The following is a 19,239-nucleotide window of genomic DNA, read 5'->3' as shown; positions in this document are numbered from 1 at the left end:
CACAGAAAACTATGCCGCACACTTCTGAACCAACCGCGCCACTGCGCGTCGGGCTGATTGGCGACCCGGTGTCGCACAGCCGCTCGCCCGGCATCCAGAATGCCGCCTTTGCCGCGCTTGGCCTGCCAGCCCACTACGAGCTGTGGGCCACCAGCGCGGCCGAGCTGCCCGCCCGCGTGGCCAGCCTGCGCGCAGAAGGCACGCTCGGGGCCAACGTCACCCTGCCTCATAAAATCGCCGTGCTCGAGTTGCTCGACCGGCTCGACCCGGCGGCGGCAGTGATTGGCGCGGCCAACACGATCATCCGCGAGGCCGACGGCACGCTGACGGGCGCAAACACCGACGCGCCCGCCTGCCTGGCAACACTGCGCGAAGACGCGGGCTACGAGCCAGCTGGCAGCAGCGCGCTTATTCTCGGCGCGAGTGGCGCGGCGCGGGCGGCTGCAGTTTCGCTGGTGGGGGCGGGCATTGCGCGGCTTGTCGTCGTCAATCGCACGCCCGAAAAAGCTGAGCAGCTGCTGGCCGATGTGCTTGCCGCCGCCGACAGTGATCCGTTTCTGCTGGCCGCCGCGCCCGACGACCCCGCCCTGCCGGCGCTGCTGGCCGAAAGCAACCTGATCATCAATGCCACGTCGCTGGGCTGGCATGGCGATGAAACACCGCTGGCGGATGATCTCATTCCCGCCGATGCGCTGGTGTTCGACATGGTCTATCGGCAGACTCGCCTCCTGCGCGAGGCGGCCGCGCGCGGCGCACGCACGCTCGACGGTTCGCACATGCTGGTGCGGCAGGCGGCGCTGGCCTTTGAGCGCTGGACGGGCCGCACCGCGCCGCTCGATGTTATGCGCGCCGCAATGCGCGCCTGATGGTGAGTACCATGCTCGATCCCGCCGCCATTCTGGTAGCACTTGTCGGGCTTCTGCTGGGCGCGCTGGTGAATGTGGTGGTTGTGCGCCTGCCACGTGAAGGCGCGATGGGGGGCTGGCCACACTGCACGCGCTGCGGGCAGCCGCTCGCGTGGTGGCAGGTGCTGCCGGTGGTGGGCTGGCTGGCACAGGGCGGGCGCGGGCGCTGCTGCGGCCAATCGCTGCACTGGATCTTCCCGCTCAACGAACTGCTAATCAGCGCAAGCCTGACCCTTTTCTACATACGTTATGGCGTTGGTGCAGCGTTTTTCTACCTGTCGTTTGTCGCGATCATTCTGGTGCTCACCGGCGCGATCGACTGGCTGCACCGCTCGATCTACACGTTTGTGATCCTGGGCGCTGCGCTCGTCGCGCTCCTCACTGCCACACTCATCCCACACCACAGCTTTCTGAGCGCGCTGCTTGGCGCATTGCTGGCTGGCTTTGTGTTCGCGCTTTTTTTTGTGCTGGCACGGGTACTTTTCCGCAGCACGGCGGTGCCGTTCGGCCTGGGCGATGTCTACCTGGCGATTTTTATCGGCGCGGCGGTGGGCTTGCTGAACCTGATGCCAGCGATTTTTTATGGCATGGTGCTGGCGGGCATCTTCTCCGTGATTTTGCTGGCGCTGCGCGCGGCTGGCCGCCCGAATGTACCAAAGTATATTTCCTATGGCTCATTTCTGTGCCTGGGCGCGCTTGCCTACCTCATGCTCTGGGGTTTGAAGTAATTCTTCTATTGTTCTAATGCTGCACGCCAGCAAAGCCAGGGTGCAGCATTAGAAAAGAAACGTCGGGGCGGCAAAGCCGCCCCGACGTTTCTTTTTGTGTTCGCATTCTCGCGAACTTAGTATGATTTCTGCAGGCTCCTAATTACTCTGGGAAATAAATTCCCTTACACTCAGCTTCCAGGAAGCTGAAGCCAGTCTTGCTTCAACATGGTAGCCAGATGAGCTTTCTGGAAGCTTGCCTGCGGTATGAAATAACTTATTTTCCAGAGTATTAATTCACAGCAACGCACGGCCGATCTGTGCCGCCAAGCGTGCCGCCGCCGGCATAGAACAGGGTATAGTTGCCCGGATCATTACACCACGCCGGGTTGGCTGCGCCATAGCTGCCTGTCACAGTCAGCAGCAGGTCGGTATTATCGGGCAGCGTGTAGGCGGTATTGTCGGCCTTGCCCCAGCTCACCGTTTCGCCCCCAGGGTTGCCGTCGTTGATACATGCAATCGCCCCATCCGACGCATTGCAGCTGATGTACGTCCATTGCTGCGGGAACGTATCGGTGACGAGCTGGATTTGCTTGGGGCCGCCACTGCGATTGTAGATACAAATCTGGTAGGTCACTGCCTGGCCTGTCGTGACCGTGGCCGCGCCAAGGCGCTGCTTGCCCATCTTGAAAATACCAGGTTGCGGCGAACAGCCAGGCGTCTGGGTTGGGGTTGGCGTATTCGAAGGCGTGGCCGTGAACGTCGCCGTCGGCGTATCGGTTGCCGTCGCGGTGGCCGTGTCGGTTGGCGTGTTTGTCGGCGTATCGGTTGCCGTCGCGGTGGCCGTGTCGGTTGGTGTGTGCGTGGGTGTGCGCGTATTCGTCGGCGTGCGCGTGTTACTCGGCGTGGGCGTATCGCTTGGCGTGGGCGTATCGCTTGGCGTAGGCGTATCGCTCGGTGTGCGCGTGTTCGTTGGCGGGCGCGGCGTATCGGTTGGCGTGCGCGTGTTCGTTGGCGGGCGCGGCGTATTCGTGGGCACAAACGGCGTGTTCGTGATCACGATCTGCGTGTCCGTTGGCGTATTCACCACCACGGTAGGCGTGTTGCTCGGAACCAGCGTGCTTATCACTACGGTTGGCGTATTGGTCGCCGTGCGCGGTGTGTTTGTCGCGGTGCGCGGTGTTGCCGAAGGCGTGGCAATCGTCGGCTGCACTGTCGGTGATGGCGACACAATCGGCGTTGGCGGCTCGTTCTGGGTGGGGGTTGGAGTGGGCTGTTGCGTTGCCACGCTGGCGCGTTGCGTTGGTGTGGCAGAAGGAAGCGCGGGTACCGGCGTGTTTGGCGGCACCGTACCAACCACTGCTGTATCAGTTGGGCCGCTTATTACAGGGCGCGGCGTAACGGTAGGCTCGGGTGTGAGCTGAACTACGCCTGGCGTGTTGGTTGGCGCGTTTGCCGGCGGCGCGATCACAACCACATCTTCCGTGGGCACATTGGCGGCAATCAGTGGGGTTGGGCTTTGCGTCGCCAGCACCTGCGCCGTCGAGCGCTCGTTAGCCTCTGCGGCAGCGGCTTCTGCCGCGATCGGCGGCAGTTGCAGATCGAGCTCCCAGGGGGCGTAATCGGCAACTTTCTTGGAAAGCAGATTCAGGTTTGAGCCCTCGTTACGAGGGGACAGCAAGACAATCACAATCTGCCCGACGCAGCAAATTGCTAACAGAAGCAGCAGGAGCGCGGCTGGGATGAGCCAGCGCAACGGGTCACGCTGATCGCTCTGAGTTGTTTGGCTCGGCAACGATGTCTGCGTGTTCATGTGCTACCAAAAGTGCAATGCTGAAAGTGCTGCCTTCGCCAAGCGTGCTTTCGGCCCAGGCGCGCCCGCCCTGCCGTTCGACAAGCTGGCGCACAATTGCCAGGCCCAGGCCACCACCGCGCTCGGGCGAAGTGTTGCCCTCGACACGATGGAAGCGGGTAAAGAGCTGCGAAAACTCTTCGTCGGAAATGCCCGGGCCGGTATCCGTCACGTCGATCTGCACGAACTCGCCCTGGTGGCTGGCGTGGATGGTCACGCGCCCCTGTTGTGTGTAGCGCCGCGCATTATCGAACAATTGGGTCAGAATGACCTGCAACTGCTGGCGGTCGGCGCGCACTGGCGGCAGCGCATCGGGAATATCGAGAATGATGTCAAGGCCCTTTTTCAGGAAGGCATTGCGCATGGGCGCCAGGGCGCTCTCAACCGCAACCCACACATCCTGCGGCTCGGGCTCGGTGATCAGCGTGTTCGCTTCGATGCTGGCAATCATCACGAAGTTATTCACCAGATCACGCATCTGCTCGCCACGCATGCGCACTACTTCGAGCGTTTCGCGCTGCTCGGTGGTGAGCGGGCCAAGGTAGCCGCGCAGCAGCAGCTCGGTGTGCCCGCAGATCGGCGTGAGTGGCGTGCGCAGTTCGTGCGAAACACGCTCGATAAAGCGCGTCTTGGCGCGATCCACCGCAGCTTCAGCCGATACGTCGTGCAAGATGATCACTTCACCCAGCACAGTATCGTCTTCGCCAATTACCGGCGCACTGCTGAGGCTCACCACGCGCTCGCCAATCTGGTAGTGTTCAAGGTTCACGATGTCGTTGCCGAACATGTCTTTGGCGACGGGCACGCGCTCCAGCGGGATGGCATTCCAGTTGCGCCGCACAATATGCCAGTCGCGCAGGTTCAGCATCTGCTCGGCAGTGCGGTTTACCAGCATGATGTTGCGCTGCTGATCGCACACCACCACGCCATCGCCAATTGATTTCAGAATGGCTTCGCGCTCACTCGCTTCGTTATGCACGCGATCAAACAGCACAGCGTTATACAGCACGCTTGCGGCCATGTTGCCGGTTGCCATCAGCGTTGGCTCGTTTACGCCCGCAAAGGCATTCGCTGCCGAGTTGCCAAAAATCAGCACGCCCACCACCATGCCCTGCACCACCAGCGGCGTGAGCAGCAAGCTCTGGAAGCCAGCCACATCGCTTAATCCCAGCGATGCCAGACGCGGCTCGCTGGCGACGTCGAGCACTTGTGGCAGCTGGTTCTTCCCAAGGCTGCGGATCAGGGGGTCGCCCGGCGCAACGCGCAGGTTTTGCAAGCCAAGCACTTCAGGCGCGGGTTCGCTGCGCAGGCGGTAGCCCCAAATGCCACGTTCGTCGAGCAGGGCCAGCACTTCGGTGCCGGGCACAAATGCGTCGACCGTGCGCTGAGTCACATCCAGCACCTGCTGAACCTCGATCGCCGTGCCAAGCTCGCGGCTGGTGCGATACAGGCGCAGCAAATGCTCGGTCATCTGATTAAATGCCTGCGCCAGCCGGCCAACTTCGTCGCCGGTGCGCACGTCGGTGCGCTGCTCAAAATCGCCGCTGGTCACTGCTTCGGCGGTGCGCACCAGCGCCGACAGCGGGCGGGTAATGTTGCGCGCAATCATATAGCCAAGCACAATCGAGCCTAAGGCCAGCGCCAGCGCAATAAGCGTAATGGCTGTGCGGTTAATGCGCACAGAGTTTACCTGGAAGTCGGTAGGCAGGCCGACCGAGAAATAGCCCGCCAGCTTGTTCTGGATGTAGAGCGGGCTATACGCCACTTCATAATCGCGCTGCTGGATGTTGCTGAGCGCATATTTTGGCACAACTGGCGAGTTTTCGGCATTGATCACCGACTGCGCGCTATTGGACACCAGCGCCTGCACAACTTCCGGCCGCATGTTCAGGCTTGGCAGGTCGGCGCGCGGCACAAACGTTGTGCCAATCGCTTCGCCCTGGAGGTTGTACACCGTGGTGATCGGCACCTGGGTGTTGCGCTGAAGCGACTGAAGCAAGCGGTCGATCTTGATGGCGACCATCAGGCCGCCGACCACTGCGGCATTCTTCTTCACCGGAACGACCGTGTAGAAGTGCGGCTGCGGGTCGTTGCCGAATTGGATGAGGCCCGAGAATTTATCCGCGCCATCGACAAGCGTGTTGCTGATAATGCGCTTAACGTCGCGGATTGGCGTGAGGTCGGTGGTGCCGTTGCGGTAGGGTTCTTCGCGCGGGTCGTCCTTCACGCGCTGCCAGTCGAGCAGCGATTGGCCGTTCTTGTCGAAGGCAATCAGCCGGTCGAAATCGAGGGTGGGGTTGCTGATGCCGCTCAGGTAGAACACCTTGAGTGTGCGCGAAACGACATCGGTGTTGCCGCTGGAAAGTGCATCGGCAACTGCCGGCGTGTTCGCTTCAAGGCTGCCGCCCGCAAAGGCCGCCTGGCGCAGGAAGTTGACGTGATTTTGTTCGCGCTCAACCAGCGCCGCGCTCACAATGCGCGCGTTATTGGCCAGCTGGTTTGTGAGCACATCCTGGGCGTTGGCCGCCACCAGAAAGAGCACAATAGCCGCGCCGGCCAGCATCACAAAGATCGTCAGTGCCAGAAACGGCATGATAATCTTATAGCGGATATGTGACTGAATAAATTGCAATAACCGGCGCATGAAGACCTGCCTCAGCCATATAAAGAATAGTTTTACACGCCTTAGTAGCCTGGCTGAAGGGTAGACACATTATATACGAACTGACAAGGCGAATCAAGATGACTTGAAGATGACAAAACTGTAAAGTATTTATTTACTATTGTTCATCTTGCAAGTCTAACGGCAAGGCAAACGCGAACACGCTGCCCACCCCTTCTTCGCTTTCCAGCCAGATCCGGCCCTGGTGTGCTTCGATTGCAAGCTTGCAGAACGTTAGGCCCAGGCCGGTTCCACGCACTTTGCGGCCGCGCACCTGCCCAAATTTTTCGAAAATTCGTTCATGGTAGGCAGCGGGTATGCCCATACCACGATCCTGCACCCAGAAGATCACCCACTCGCCATCGTTGAAGAGCGGATGCACGGGCACGTCGGCTGGGAGTGCATGATTGGCATCGTAGGGATGCGCGCCAATCGTCACCGCCGAGCCAGATGAGGAAAATTTAATCGCGTTGTCGAGCAGGTTTTGAAGCACGCGCACAATTTTGTCGTCGTCGGCATTCAGCAGTGGCACATTCAGCGCCACGCGCTCTTCCAGGCCAATATTCCTGCTGCGCGCCGAGACGCGCAGGCGGTCGAGCGCCTTGTCGATCATCGTGTACGGGGCAACCTGGTCGATATCAAGCGTCAGGCGGCCTTGCTCCATCTTGGAAATATCAAGCAGGTTATTCACCAGTTCGAGCATGGCCGTGCTGCCCTGGTGCGCAATATCAAGCAGTTCGGTCTGCGCGTCGGTGACGGGCCCGCCAATGCCGCGCTTTACCATCATCACGCCATTCATAATGGATGTGAGCGGCGCGCGCAGATCGTGCACCAGCATGCTCGTCCAGTCGTCGCGCAGCTGCTCAAGCTCGCGCTCCTGGGTGATATCGCGCAGCACCGTGAGCTGGCCATAGACCACACCACCAACATCGTGCACGGGCATACTCAGGTGGCGAATAAAGCGGTGATGCGCGCCGCCCAACTCCATGTCGCTCACATGCACTGGCGTTTCGCCCTCGGCCGCGCTTGTATCGTTACGCGAGCGCTGGTTGACTTCGCGCGCCTGGCTGTGGAGCGCCTGAAGCAGATCGTCGATCTGGCGGCCAACCAGCTGTGCCTCGGGCGCGCCAAACAGGTCGGCGGCCATAGGGTTCGCAGTCAGCACCATGCCGCGCGTGTCGGTCATCAGAATGCCGTCGGCGGTTGAGTTGAGAATTGCGGCGAGCCGGTCGCGGCCATTGGCCACCTGAGTAAACAGGCGCGCATTTTCGATTGCCACGCCAATAAAGGCGGCCATACGCATCAGGCGCTCGGCTTCGTCGGGGGTGAACTGGCCGTTGAGCTTATTCAGCAGCTCAATCACGCCAATGACGTTGCCCTGCGCAATCATCGGCACGCACAAGATCGACTTGGTCACAAAACCCAGGTCTTCGCTAATCTTGCGATAAAAGCGCGGGTCGGTCTGGACATCGGGCACAATTTCCCACTGGCGGCTTTTCGCCACCGCGCCCACGACGCCCTGGCCCATTGGCACGCTCACGCCAGCCAGCTTGGCCTCGCCGCCTTCGATCGTCATCACAAAATTCAAGTTGCCAGTGTTCTCATCCGTCAGCAGCAGCGAGCCGGCTTCCACATTAAAGTAGGTGTTCAGGCGCTGCACCACCAGCCGATATACCTCGCCAGTATCGAGGGTCGAGGTGATTGTCGAGGCGATTTCGTTCAGGGTGCTGAGTTCCTGGTTGCGGCGCTGGGCTTCGTCGTAAATGCGGAAGGCCGAGATCGCGGCAGCCAGCTGGCTGGCCAGCGTGCGCACCAGCGCAATCTCGTCATTCGTAAAGCGCCGCATGTCGGCCGTGCCAAGCGCCAGCACGCCAGTGGCGTGGTCTTGCGCAATCAGCGGCACAATCAGCGCCGAGCGCAGATTGAAGGCGCGCAGCAGCACCGCCGGGCGCTGCGCATTGGAATAATCGGCATCGTGCACCTGAACGGGCGCGCGCCGGCGCACCACGCGCTGGAGCAGCGCAAGATCGGCTGGTGTGAGTGCCATGGCCGGCGTGATCTGGGGCGGGTACTCGCACACAATCTGGCCGGCGCTGGCTTCGTCATTCAGCAAGGCCACGCCACCGCGCGGCAGGTCGAACAATATCGTCAGTTCGCGCAGCGCCAGCAGCAACAGCTCATCAAGCGTGGCGGCAGTTTCGATCGCCTCCGTGATGCGTGTGAGCGCGTCGATGCGTATCTCGGCGGTCGGTGATTCTCTCAAAGCCAGTCTCCCAACTGCTACTCGCAAGCCGAACAGCGGTGTCGCGATTGTTGCCCAAAAGCGCGTCCGATGCCGCTACTCTTCACATTCGTTCACTGATGATTTAGCGCCCAGACCTGTTTGCTGCATGTGCGGCAGCCGGCACGCGCCACGTAAGGTGAAAAATTGGCATCACTTCGCGCTCAATGCGCAGTGGCGGCAGCGCACGCACGATAATCGCCGCGTGGCCATCCAGCGCCATTGCTACACCCTGCGTCGCCAGTACATCGCCGCGCGACAGCTCGCACAATCGCTGTGCGCGTGCCGCAGCAGCGCCGCTGGCATGCAGGGCCGACGGAAGCATTGGCAAGGTTCCAAGCGTCAGCTGCCCATCGCCAATTCCAACATTCAGGCTGCCAAGCGGCAAGACCTTGCGCTTTCGCCAGGTATCGCTCAGGTGCTGCGTGGCCGCAGCCAATTCGGCGGCCATAACCACTGCGCGCAGCGCGCCATCTTCGGCAGGAAAGACAATGTGTGCCGTGTCGCTGGCGATCGTGGCAAGGGTTCCTTTGCGGCGCTCGGCCAGCTCGCGCACAGTTTGGAAAAACGGGCTGATCAGCCCGGCAAAGCCGCCCGGCACCCGATCTGCTGCAGCGCTCAGGCCCGGCAGCTCCACCGCCAGCATCACCATGTTGGCGGTGCAGGGCGGCGCTGCCGGGCGCGGCGACCCGCCCGTATGCGCAGCCAGCTCCAGCGCCAGCGCGACCTGCGTGCCAATGATTTCGAGCATGTTGAGCTGCTCGGCGTCATAATGTTCGGGCAGCTCATGGCCCACTGTCAATATTCCCAGCACGCGCTCGCGGTAGGTAATTGGCACCGCCGCCGCCGAGCGCAGATCGCCAAGGCCCGGGCCGGGCAGCCAGCGCTCGTCATCCGCAGTGTCGCGCACCAGCGTTGCGCGCCGCTCGCGCGCCACCCAGCCAGCCAGGCCGCGCTGCATCATCGGCTGGGCAACCATTGCCAGCGGGGCCAGGTTGCCATTATCAAGCGCCACTCGGTAAGAAATCTGGCCGTCGGCATCGAGCACAAGCAGCGTGGCGTGGGCCGAACAGGTTAGCTGCGCGGCAGTACGCAACGCCTGCGCCAGCGTATCGCCAAGAGCGGGGCGCGACACAAGATCAAGGGCGAACTGATGCAGCGCGGTGAGCATGTCGATCGGGGCTGCGGTTCGCGCAGGCACCACCGCCTGAGTATGCTGCTGGCCCGGCTGTGGCATGGGCAACGGCGCCTCCGCTTCGAAGGAGCTAGATTGAGACCTTCACAATTCGCGCCTATTATATGCGATGCACCGCCTGCGCGCTAGCCACTCGGGCTACAGTTCGATGACAGATGAGTGACTAATGAACAGGCGGCAATTCATCCAGCCCGCGCTATGTATCAAGCGAGACAAGCTGGCGGCGCACAATTCGCAGCGCGTGCTGCAGGCCATCGGCCAGTGTCGCATAGGTTGTGACGCCGCGCAGATCGACGCCGAGGCCAACCAGGGTTTGCGCAATTTCCGGCCGCACGCCGACCAGAATCGTCCGGCAGCCAAGCAATTGTGCGGCCTCGGCAGAATGGATGAGCTGCATCGCAATATGCGTATCGACCACCGACGTGCCGGTGATATCGACAAGCACCACGCGCGCGCGCTCGCGCATAATTGTGCTCAATTCGGCCTGCAAAATGCGATCGGCGCGGGCTGCATCGATCGAGCCGATCAGCGGCAGCACCAGCACACCCGGCAGCAGCGGCAAGAGCGGCGCCGAAAGCTCGAACACTGTTTCCTGCAGCACGCGCTGCGTTTCCATCAGGCGCTGAAGATCGTTGATCGTTTCCTGGCGGGTTTGAAATGCGCGCGCAGTATCGAGCGCAACCGCCACCCGGTCGCTCAGCCGGCCCAGCAGCTCCATTGCCAGCGGGTCGGGAGCCGGCTCGGAAGACTCGATCGCCACAATACCAATACGCTCGGTGAAAGCGAGCGGCACCAGCACGGTATGGCCTGCCGCACCAGGGCCGCGCAGCAGTGGCGGCGCAGGCTCGGGCAGCGGGTGCGCCAGCCAGTGCATGCCGCCCGCCGCCGTGCCAAGCGCCAGCAGGTTCTGCGCGTCAGCATCGCTCAGCGGCTGGCTGGATGCCAGGGCGGCGCGCTGCCGTTCGAGGCCATAGCGGGCCACGCATGTGTACGCGCCGCCATTGTAGCGCCACAGCGTGCCGGCCTCGTAGCCGGCCAGGCTGCAAAACGACTGGAGCGCCAGCTCGTACAGCTCGTCTTCGGGAATATCCGGGCGCAGGGCATCGGCAATATTAACGAGCGATTCAAGGGCATCGAGGCGGCGACGCAACATTGCAAGATCGTCCATGATGGTTCCTCTATCAGCAGCTTGGCGTATTATAGCGAAAAGCCAGGAATTTTGCGCGCCCAACCCTCGCACACCTACAAACCAGGCGTGCCCACCCCGCCAGGAGCCTCGGCCGCCAGCAGGGCCAGCGTTTCGCCCACATTCGCCGCGACCGCATACAGCCGCCGGTAGCGCTCGTGCGTAAAGCCGCCCGCAAAGCCGCGCTCGAACTGTGCCAGCAGCGGGTCGAAAAAGCCATCTGCGTTCACGATAATAATCGGCTTGTCGTGGTAGCCAAGCTGGCGCAGCGTCAGGATCTCAAGCAGCTCTTCCAGCGTGCCGAAGCCACCGGGCAGCGCCACAAACGCGGCTGCGCGCTCGTCCATCAGGCGCTTGCGCTCGCGCATGGTCGTCGTTACAATCAGCTCGTCGGCCTGCAAATAGCCCACTTCGCGATCCAGCAGGAACTGCGGGATGACGCCAACAACATGGCCACCAACGGCATGCACCGCGCGCGCCAGCTCGCCCATCATCCCCACGCTGCCGCCGCCATACACCAGCCCCAGCCCTCGGCCAGCCATTGCGGTGCCAAGCTCGCGCGCCAGCGTGAAATAGTCTTCCGCTATCGCGTTGCTCGACGCGCAATACACACAAATTTCCATACGTGCCCTTCTCTGGCAGCAGGCGCCCGGCGTGATACGCCACACCGCGCCATGAAATTACGCGAAACCACGCGGTGACTATACCACCCACGCCGCTGCGCGACAATGCCAGCCTGACCAGACTGCCCGGCTCCGTGTCATGGCGTACTCGCTTGGAATGGCTCGGTTAACACAGAGACTTCCTTAAAGAAACGCGCGCCGTGGAGATGGCAGGCGCGCGGGCACCTGCGGCGTGGCTCAAACACACGCCGCTCTCTGATGCCGAGAATACGCATGTTCACCAGCCACGAGCCCGATTTTTCCACACCCAAAAACCGCCAAATATTTAATCGAGACTTAACAATGGCTTGTGAGTGATTTAACAGAGCCCGCCTATGATGGCATCATCAAATCAGGAAATCACGAATGGGTGTGCACGCTCGTTCGCGATCGTTTCAGCCGCAGCAGATGTGCCGCGCTTTTCTACGCCGAAAGATGACTGTCGAAATCATGGAGGAATTCACTCGTATGACCATCAACGCCAAACGCCACGGTATGCTCGCGCTGCTGCTGGCACTCGTTATCCCGATCCTTGCCGCGTGTGGCGGTGCCACCCCGGCCAGCAACCCAACCGCCGCGCCGGCTGCCGCAACCGCCGCGCCAGCCGCCGCAACTGCCGCGATGGCCGAAGCGCCAACCGCCGCGATGGCCGAAGCGCCGACTGCCGCAATGGCCGAAGCGCCGACCGCCGCAATGGCCGAAGCGCCGACCACCGCCAGCGGTGGCGCGATGGGCACATTCACGCCGCGCGACATCACCGCCAAGCTCACCGGCTCGGGCGCGAGCTTCCCCGACCCGATCTACCAGAAGTGGATCAAGGATTACAAAGCCGTCGCTGCGAACGTCGAAATTAACTACCAGAGCGTTGGTTCGGGCCAGGGCCGCAAAGACTTCTTTGGCGCCGTGACCGACTTCGGCGGCACCGACAAGTTTGCCAGCAACAACGAGCTGAAGGCCGCCACCGACGTGAACACTGGCACGCTGAAGACCGACGTGCTGCACATCCCGACCGTGCTGGGCGCGGTGGTTGCCACCTACAACCTGCCGGGCGTCGACAAGCTGCAGTTCTCGGGCGAGACGCTGGCCGACATCTTCCTGGGCAAAATCGTCGCCTGGAACGACCCGAAGATTGCCGCCGACAACCCCGGCGTCGAGCTGCCCGACACGGAGATCGTGGTTGCGCACCGCTCGGATGGCTCGGGCACGACCAGCATCTTCACCAACTACCTGAGCAGCGTGAGCCCTGAGTGGAAAGAAAAAGTCGGCGCGGGCGACACCGTGCAGTGGCCGACCGGCCAGGGCGGCGAGAAGAACCCCGGCGTGGCCGCAATTGTTCAGCAGACCGAAGGCGCAATTGGCTATGTCGAGCTGATCTACGCTGCCGCGAACAACCTGCCCGAGCCCGCGATCAAGAACGCTGCCGGCAAGTATGTGGTGGCTTCGCTCGAGAGCGTGAGCGCGGCGGCCGATGGCTTCCTGGCCAACACGCCCGACGACCTGCGCGTCAACATCGTCAACCCGGCGACGGGCGACAACGCCTACCCAATCTCGGGCTACACCTGGATCCTGGTGGCGAAAGACCAGAAGGACGAGGCCAAGGCCCAGGCACTGACCGACTTCCTGTACTGGGCGCTGACGGCAGGCAGCGAATCGGCCAAGTCGCTGAACTACGCGCCGCTGCCCGACTCGGTGCGCGAGAAGGCAATTGCCAAGCTCGGCGAGATTATGGTGAATGGCAAGCCAGCCTTCACAATGCCGTAGGAACAAAGCCACGGGGCTGGGGGCCGCCAGAGTGGCGGCCCCCAAAACTCGCTTTAGAAACACAAAAATTGAGTATTGATACCTTCATCTGAACACTTGTATATCAAAGCAACGAGGTAGATATGGCACGAGTCGAGCGACTCAGCACCTGGCAGGCATTTCAGCAGCGCACGAAGCACGGCGACGTGATCTTCTGGCTGCTGACACTCTTTTTCGCCCTGCTTGTTGTAGCCCTGGTCTTTGCCGTCGGGTATGTGACATGGATTGGCTCGGGCGAGGCGCGCGGGCGCGTTGGTATCGGCTTCCTGTTCCGCACCGGCTGGGACCCAAACTCACAAAACTTTGGCGCGCTGCCCGCAATTTACGGCACCCTGGTGTCGTCGCTGATTGCGCTCTTGCTGGCTGGCCCGCTGGGCATGCTGATCGGCGTGTTTCTTGCCGAGCTGTGCCCGCAGCGGCTGCGCAACCCGCTCTCCTTCATGGTCGAGCTGCTGGCAGCGATCCCCAGCGTCATCTACGGTATGTGGGGCGTGTTTGTGTTTGTGCCCTTTTTTCGGAGCTGGGTTGCCTCGCCGCTGGCAAAGGGCGTGGGCAAAAGCTTCCCGCTGCTGGCCGGGCCAGTGGCAGCCGGTCGCGGCCTGCTGGTGGCCGGCATCATCCTGGCGATCATGATATTGCCCACCATTGCCGCCATTACCCGCGATGTGCTGGCCGTGGTGCCCAACCACCAGCGCGAAGCGATGCTGGCGGTTGGCGCAACCCGCTGGGAAATGATCCGCAAGGCCGTGCTGCCCTACGCGCGCGCCGGCATTATTGGCGGCCTGATGCTCGGCCTGGGCCGCGCGCTCGGCGAGACAATGGCGGCGCTGATGGTAATTGGCAGCGTGAAAGATAAGATCAGCACCTCGCTGTTCGGCGGCGGAATCACGGCCGCGTCGCTGGTGGCGAGCGAGCTGCCCAACGCCAACGACAGCATGCACGAGTCGACCCTGATTTTAATTGCGCTGGTGCTGTTTGGCATCACCCTTCTTGTCAATGCCTTCGCGCGGCTGCTGGTATGGCGGGCCGGGCGCGGGCCAGTCGGGAGCGCACGCTCATGATTAGCCAGGCACCCAACTACAACCGCCGCAAAATGGTCGATTTCCTTATGCGCGGCCTGACGATTGGCGCAACTTTGCTGGCGCTGATACCGCTTGTTCTTATTCTGGGCTATGTGATCTACCGGGGCGCGGGCGCGTTCAACGTTGCCTTCTTCACCGAAGCCTACGAGCCGCCGGTGGTGGGGCTCGATGGCGCGGTCGGCAATGCCGGCGGCGTGCTGCACGGCATTATCGGCTCGTTCATTATTGTCGGCCTGGCGCTGCTGATGGCACTGCCAATCGGCATTATGGCCGGTATCTTCCTGGCCGAATACCCCAGCAACAGCATCGCCACCGCTGTGCGTTTCTGCACCGACGTGCTGAGTGCCGCGCCTTCAATTGTGATCGGCGTGGCGGCCTATGTGCTGATCGTCCAGCGCACGCATCAGTTCTCGGCGCTGGCGGGCAGTGTTGCACTGACGGTGCTGATGGTGCCGGTGATCACGCGCACCACCGAGGAAATCCTCAAGCTGGTGCCGCAAACAATGCGCGAGGCGGCCATGGCGCTGGGCGCGCCCAAGTGGTGGCTGACACTCACCGTGGTGCTGCCGACGGCGCTCAGCGGCATCGTAACCGGCGTGCTGCTGGCTTTTGCCCGCGCCACTGGCGAAACTGCGCCGCTGCTGCTTACCGTGCTGGGCAACAACAACGTCAGCGTCAAGCTGCTTGAGCCAATGGCCGCGCTGCCACTGCTGACCTATAAATACACCGACACGCCCTTTCCGGCACAAAATACCCTGGCCTGGGGCACCGCGCTGGTGCTCACACTGCTGGTTCTTTCTGTAAACCTGGCCGTGCGCTGGGCCACGCGCAGCCGCGTCAAATAGTGCGCGATGCGGCGATTGCGCCGGCGTCGTGCGTTGAATACAAACATATGACATCACAAACCATCGAGCGCCAGCAAGTGACGCTCAAAGACCTGAAACCATTCTACGGCCCCACCCAGGCGGTGCTGCCCGTGAATGTCGTCATCCGCCCACGCGCTATCACCGCGATTATTGGCCCGTCGGGATGCGGCAAATCAACCGTGCTGCGCTGCATCAACCGCATGCACGAGGAAGTGGCGAACGCGCGCGCAGAGGGCCAGGTGCTGCTGGGCGATCAAAACATCTACGGGGCGGGCATCCAGCCACAGGCAGTGCGTCGGCGCATCGGCATGGTCTTCCAGCAGCCCAACCCACTGCGCATGCTTTCGATCTACGAAAATGTGGCGATTGGCCTGCGCCTGGAAGGATTTGCGCGCAAGCTGATTGACGAGCGCGTGGAACTGAGCCTGAAGGCCGCCGCGCTGTGGGACGAAGTGAAAGACAAGCTCAATCACTCCGGCCTGGCGCTTTCGGGCGGGCAGCAGCAGCGCCTGTGCATCGCCCGCGCAATCGCGCTCCAGCCCGAGGTGCTGCTGCTCGACGAGCCGTGCTCCGCGCTCGACCCGGTTTCGACCTACAAGATTGAAGAGCTGCTGATCGAACTCAAGCAGAACTACACCATCGTCATCGTGACACACAACATGCAGCAGGCTGCACGCATCGCCGATCGCACCATGGTCTTTATGGTCGACCGCACACAGGCGCGGCCACTGGGCGTCATGGTCGAAGAAGACAACACGAACAAAATCTTCACCGCCCCGAGCGACCCGCGCACCGAAGAGTATATTAGCGGTCGCGTCGGCTAGGAGGGCAGCATGACAAACACACAACTGGCCGCCACTGGCCTGCCCCATACCGTCACCATCGGCGCGCTGGCGCGCGAGCGCGAACACGCCGAAACGCAGGAGCGCAAGCTGGAAGCAAAAAACTTCAACTTCTACTATGGCGCGTTCCAGGCCCTGCGCGATATTTCGCTCAGCATTCGCGACCGCAATGTCACCGCGATCATTGGGCCTTCGGGCTGCGGAAAATCGACCTTGCTGCGCGCAATCAACCGCATGCACGACCAAACGCCCGGCGCGCGTGGCGAAGGGCAGCTGCTGCTCGACGGGCAGAATATTTATGGCCCCGAAACCGACCCGGTGCTGCTGCGGCGGCGCGTTGGCATGGTCTTCCAGCGCCCAAATGTCTTTGCCAAATCAATCTTCGAGAATGTGGCGTTTGGCTTGAACGTGGCAGGCTGGCGCGACCGCAAGCAGATTGTGGAGCGCGTCGAGCACTGCTTGCGCCAGGCCGCGCTGTGGGACGAAGTAAAAGATCGTCTCCATGCATCAGCACTGGGCCTTTCGGGCGGGCAGCAGCAGCGCCTGTGCATCGCCCGCGCAATCGCGCCGCGCCCCGAGGTGCTGCTGATGGACGAACCCTGCTCGGCGCTCGACCCGATTGCCACGCTCAAGGTCGAAGAGCTTATGCTAGACCTCCGGCGCGAGTATACGATCGTGATTGTGACGCACAACATGCAGCAGGCCGCCCGCGCCTCCGACGACACTGCCTTTATGCTGATGGACCCGGCGACGCGCGCGGGCCAGCTGATCGAGTTCAGCGCAACCAATCAGCTCTTCACCCACCCCAGCGACAAGCGCACCGAAGATTATGTGACTGGCCGTTTCGGCTAGGCCCCGCCCCAGGTTAACACAAGCGCCGCGCCTGGAGAATTTCTCCAGGCGCGGCGTTTATTCGACCCTGCGGTTTGGGCTACATATGCGCGCCGCAATGGTGGCAGAAGCGCGCGCCAGCGCGAGTTGGCGCAAAACATGCACGACACATCCGCACAGGCGAACTCGATACATCGCCCAGCGAAGGCACACGCGACTCGTGGCGCGGCGGGCGAGGGCGCGCTGCCGCATCGGCCATCACGCCCAGCGCCAGCTGTTGCACAAGGTGCCCGCTATCGATCTGCTCGACGCGAATGCCCAGGCGCGTGCGCTCGGCGCGCATCGGCTGGATGCTGTACCGGGCAATTTGCGCCGACCCCCAGCGTGCAGCCAGAATCGTCGGCTGCTCGGCAATGATACGCCAGCTCGGCGACGCCGCGCGCACCCTCACGCGCAGCGAGGTTGTGGCTTCCAGGTGCGCGCTCGAAAGCTTCAGCGGGCGGCTGCTCTGGTGCTCGTCGGTGGCGATGTGCGCGCCCACCCACACCAGCAGCGACACACTGCAGCCCACCTCTAGCGGTGCGTCGATCGAGCAGCCTTCCAGGCGGGTATTGAGGTGCGGGGTCGCAAGGGCAGGCGCGGCAGATTTGCCCGGCACCAGTGGTGCCATGGGGGTGGTGGCGCGTGGGGCAAGAAAGCGCAGCGCAGCGCGGCCAATACGAATCTGCGCGCCATCGGAAAGGCGCACCGGCTCATCGGGCTCGGCGGGCACCGCGTTGACAAACGTGCCGAATGTGCTGCCAAGATCAACCAGGTCAACGCCACTTGCCTGCGCCAGCAACATGGCGTGAACATGCGAAACCCCATCCGAATCGAGCACAATATCATTGTCGGACGTGCGCCCGATCGTCGCAGAGCTGACCAGATCGACAATTCGCGACGGACGGCCGCGCTCCTCGATATGGAGGTGCCCGAACATACCATCTCCAAGCGTATTTTGACAGGCCGCGGTATGTCTATTCTATCACACCGCGCAAGAGCCTCGTAACGCCTGGTTTCACGCGCAAACGCCTGTGCAGTCTCACGCCAGCGAAGCCGCCCGGTCGCGCTGGGTAGCAGGCAGAATAATCGAAAAGACCGAGCCCTGCCCTTCTTCGCTTCGCACACTGATTGCCCCGCCATACAGCTCGAGCAGCGCGCGGCTGATGCTGAGCCCAAGCCCACGGCCCTGTGCTTTGGTTGAGGCAAATGGCTGAAAAATTGTTTGCTGCAGTTCAGGCGACATGCCAACCCCGGTGTCGGCCACCGTAATAACCACCTGCCCTTCCGCAAGCTGCGCGCCAAACGTGATTTCGCCACCACTCGAAAGCGCCGTAATGGCATTGATCAGCAAATTGACAAGCACCTCGCGCAAGTCGGCCGGGCGAATGCGAGCCAGCGCCGTTTCGGCAATTTCGGTTTTCACCCGAATGGTATTGCGTGCTTCCCACAGTGGTCGCGTCAGCTCGATCACATCCTGAATCGTTGTGGCAGGATCAGCGACCACGGACAGGCCAGTTTCGGGCGGCGCAACGCCATGCTGCAAGCGATGCAGCAGGTGGCGGCCATCTTCGGCAGCGCGCAAAATCACCGATACATCGCTTTGCAACTCGGCAGGAACATCCTGCAGCAGCATTTGCGAGTGCATCAGCAGCGACGTAAACAGGTTACTCAGATCGTGCGCGGTACCGGCCGCCAGGGTCGCGTGCATCATCAGCGTATCGTTCGTGCGCAGGCGCTGTTCGAGCCGCGCCGTATGCTGGCGATTCATTGCCAGGATTTGCTGCGACTGCTCGTCGCGCAAGCGCAGTGCCAGCATCGGCGCAAGTTGATCGGCCAGCATTTGCACGCCCATGTCGAGCTGGACATGCCGACGTGCCAAAACCATCCAGCCACACACTTGCCCAGCCGCCATCAATGGTTTCAGCATCCAGAAATACGACAGGCGCGAATACCAGGCGCGCAGCGCACGCTCGCCACCCTCGATGGCGCGCTCTTCCGGCCAGGGTGCGTGTGTCGAAAACACGCGCGCAAGCGCCTGATCGGCGCCGGGCACATAGATATCGAGGCGAGTGGCAGGGAAAATCTCGGGCTGAAAACGCGCAAGCTCTGCACAACATTCATGCCAATCGGCAGCAATGACAAGTGCGTGCAGCAGCGAGCTCAGTTTCGTCGAAGCGCCAGCAGAAGGCATGGCTGGATCTGATGACATACGCGATTCCTGCTGCAAAGAAAAAGGCAGACGATGCTTCATAACACCCCAGAACGCTAATGTTGAAACGGATCTCTAGTACGCACCTTCCCGCAAGGCCCAGAAATGCCGCGAGAG

At 62.1% G+C, this 19,239-nt stretch carries 15 protein-coding genes; 7 read left to right on the top strand and 8 right to left on the bottom strand.

Going from position 1 to position 19,239, the window contains the following annotated elements; translation table 11 throughout:
- The first annotated feature begins 11 nt into the window (after positions 1-11).
- Together aroE and M1P90_RS32355 are read left to right on the top strand one after the other, a co-directional pair.
- Positions 12-866, top strand: coding sequence for a shikimate dehydrogenase (gene aroE, locus M1P90_RS32360; RefSeq protein ID WP_483699950.1), 855 nt, complete (start codon positions 12-14; stop codon positions 864-866).
- Positions 866-1,633 carry a prepilin peptidase gene (locus M1P90_RS32355; RefSeq protein ID WP_483699949.1) on the top strand — a complete coding sequence of 256 codons (768 nt, stop codon included), beginning with the start codon at positions 866-868 and terminating at the stop codon, positions 1,631-1,633. Before aroE ends, M1P90_RS32355 begins: the two co-directional genes overlap by 1 nt.
- Before the next feature lie 271 nt (positions 1,634-1,904).
- Here M1P90_RS32355 and M1P90_RS32350 read toward each other — a convergent pair whose 3' ends face one another.
- The 6 genes from M1P90_RS32350 to M1P90_RS32325 form a co-directional block, all read right to left on the bottom strand.
- Positions 1,905-3,293, bottom strand: coding sequence for a hypothetical protein (locus tag M1P90_RS32350; protein ID WP_483699948.1), 1,389 nt, complete (start codon positions 3,291-3,293; stop codon positions 1,905-1,907).
- Between the two features lie 79 nt (positions 3,294-3,372).
- Positions 3,373-6,057 (bottom strand): ATP-binding protein, encoded by a 2,685-nt coding sequence (locus tag M1P90_RS32345; RefSeq protein ID WP_483699946.1) that lies wholly within the window; start codon positions 6,055-6,057, stop codon positions 3,373-3,375.
- A gap of 187 nt (positions 6,058-6,244) precedes the next feature.
- Complete coding sequence (locus M1P90_RS32340; RefSeq protein ID WP_483699945.1) at positions 6,245-8,389, bottom strand: GAF domain-containing protein; 2,145 nt, start codon at positions 8,387-8,389, stop codon at positions 6,245-6,247.
- A gap of 103 nt (positions 8,390-8,492) precedes the next feature.
- Complete coding sequence (locus M1P90_RS32335) at positions 8,493-9,644, bottom strand: GAF domain-containing protein (RefSeq protein WP_483699944.1); 1,152 nt, start codon at positions 9,642-9,644, stop codon at positions 8,493-8,495.
- Positions 9,645-9,798: 154 nt separating this feature from the next.
- Positions 9,799-10,770 carry an STAS domain-containing protein gene (locus M1P90_RS32330; RefSeq protein WP_483699943.1) on the bottom strand — a complete coding sequence of 324 codons (972 nt, stop codon included), beginning with the start codon at positions 10,768-10,770 and terminating at the stop codon, positions 9,799-9,801.
- A 74-nt stretch (positions 10,771-10,844) separates the two neighbouring features.
- Positions 10,845-11,411 carry an LOG family protein gene (locus M1P90_RS32325; protein ID WP_483699942.1) on the bottom strand — a complete coding sequence of 189 codons (567 nt, stop codon included), beginning with the start codon at positions 11,409-11,411 and terminating at the stop codon, positions 10,845-10,847.
- 507 nt (positions 11,412-11,918) lie between these two features.
- On the opposite strand from M1P90_RS32325, the gene pstS reads away from it, so the two are divergent.
- The 5 genes from pstS to pstB (M1P90_RS32300) all read left to right on the top strand — a co-directional run bounded on the left by pstS (position 11,919) and on the right by pstB (M1P90_RS32300) (position 16,892).
- The gene (gene pstS / locus M1P90_RS32320; RefSeq protein ID WP_483699941.1) at positions 11,919-13,211 is read left to right on the top strand and encodes a phosphate ABC transporter substrate-binding protein PstS; all 1,293 of its coding nucleotides are present in this window, start codon (positions 11,919-11,921) and stop codon (positions 13,209-13,211) included.
- Positions 13,212-13,333: 122 nt separating this feature from the next.
- Positions 13,334-14,311 carry a phosphate ABC transporter permease subunit PstC gene (gene pstC, locus M1P90_RS32315; RefSeq protein ID WP_483699939.1) on the top strand — a complete coding sequence of 326 codons (978 nt, stop codon included), beginning with the start codon at positions 13,334-13,336 and terminating at the stop codon, positions 14,309-14,311.
- Positions 14,308-15,177 carry a phosphate ABC transporter permease PstA gene (gene pstA, locus M1P90_RS32310; RefSeq protein ID WP_483699938.1) on the top strand — a complete coding sequence of 290 codons (870 nt, stop codon included), beginning with the start codon at positions 14,308-14,310 and terminating at the stop codon, positions 15,175-15,177. Before pstC ends, pstA begins: the two co-directional genes overlap by 4 nt.
- A gap of 47 nt (positions 15,178-15,224) precedes the next feature.
- Positions 15,225-16,022, top strand: coding sequence for a phosphate ABC transporter ATP-binding protein PstB (pstB, locus tag M1P90_RS32305; protein WP_483699937.1), 798 nt, complete (start codon positions 15,225-15,227; stop codon positions 16,020-16,022).
- A 9-nt stretch (positions 16,023-16,031) separates the two neighbouring features.
- Positions 16,032-16,892: a phosphate ABC transporter ATP-binding protein PstB gene (pstB, locus tag M1P90_RS32300; RefSeq protein WP_483699935.1), complete on the top strand. Its 861-nt coding sequence runs from the start codon at positions 16,032-16,034 to the stop codon at positions 16,890-16,892.
- Positions 16,893-16,971: 79 nt separating this feature from the next.
- Here pstB (M1P90_RS32300) and M1P90_RS32295 read toward each other — a convergent pair whose 3' ends face one another.
- Both M1P90_RS32295 and M1P90_RS32290 read right to left on the bottom strand, forming a co-directional pair.
- Positions 16,972-17,850 (bottom strand): FHA domain-containing protein, encoded by an 879-nt coding sequence (locus M1P90_RS32295; protein ID WP_483699934.1) that lies wholly within the window; start codon positions 17,848-17,850, stop codon positions 16,972-16,974.
- Between the two features lie 102 nt (positions 17,851-17,952).
- Entirely contained in the window at positions 17,953-19,122 is a 1,170-nt protein-coding gene (locus tag M1P90_RS32290) for a sensor histidine kinase (RefSeq protein WP_483699932.1), read from the bottom strand.
- Between the last annotated feature and the right edge of the window lie 117 nt (positions 19,123-19,239).

The sequence above is a fragment of the Kouleothrix sp. 19917 genome (genome assembly GCF_057073505.1).
Note: the sequence above shows the minus strand (reverse complement) of the source record. Positions and strands in the feature narration are given on the sequence as shown.

What these genes read in the sequence shown, in the direction of transcription:
- M1P90_RS32325 (WP_483699942.1), bottom strand. Translation starts at nt 11,411, where the DNA reads ATGGAAATTTGTGTGTATTGCGCGTCGAGCAACGCGATAGCGGAAGAC.
- pstC (WP_483699939.1), top strand. Translation starts at nt 13,334, where the DNA reads ATGGCACGAGTCGAGCGACTCAGCACCTGGCAGGCATTTCAGCAGCGC.
- M1P90_RS32355 (WP_483699949.1), top strand. Translation starts at nt 866, where the DNA reads ATGGTGAGTACCATGCTCGATCCCGCCGCCATTCTGGTAGCACTTGTC.
- M1P90_RS32335 (WP_483699944.1), bottom strand. Translation starts at nt 9,644, where the DNA reads ATGCCACAGCCGGGCCAGCAGCATACTCAGGCGGTGGTGCCTGCGCGA.
- M1P90_RS32330 (WP_483699943.1), bottom strand. Translation starts at nt 10,770, where the DNA reads ATGGACGATCTTGCAATGTTGCGTCGCCGCCTCGATGCCCTTGAATCG.
- pstB (WP_483699937.1), top strand. Translation starts at nt 15,225, where the DNA reads ATGACATCACAAACCATCGAGCGCCAGCAAGTGACGCTCAAAGACCTG.
- aroE (WP_483699950.1), top strand. Translation starts at nt 12, where the DNA reads ATGCCGCACACTTCTGAACCAACCGCGCCACTGCGCGTCGGGCTGATT.
- pstA (WP_483699938.1), top strand. Translation starts at nt 14,308, where the DNA reads ATGATTAGCCAGGCACCCAACTACAACCGCCGCAAAATGGTCGATTTC.
- pstS (WP_483699941.1), top strand. Translation starts at nt 11,919, where the DNA reads ATGACCATCAACGCCAAACGCCACGGTATGCTCGCGCTGCTGCTGGCA.
- pstB (WP_483699935.1), top strand. Translation starts at nt 16,032, where the DNA reads ATGACAAACACACAACTGGCCGCCACTGGCCTGCCCCATACCGTCACC.
- M1P90_RS32290 (WP_483699932.1), bottom strand. Translation starts at nt 19,122, where the DNA reads ATGTCATCAGATCCAGCCATGCCTTCTGCTGGCGCTTCGACGAAACTG.
- M1P90_RS32295 (WP_483699934.1), bottom strand. Translation starts at nt 17,850, where the DNA reads ATGTTCGGGCACCTCCATATCGAGGAGCGCGGCCGTCCGTCGCGAATT.
- M1P90_RS32345 (WP_483699946.1), bottom strand. Translation starts at nt 6,057, where the DNA reads ATGCCGTTTCTGGCACTGACGATCTTTGTGATGCTGGCCGGCGCGGCT.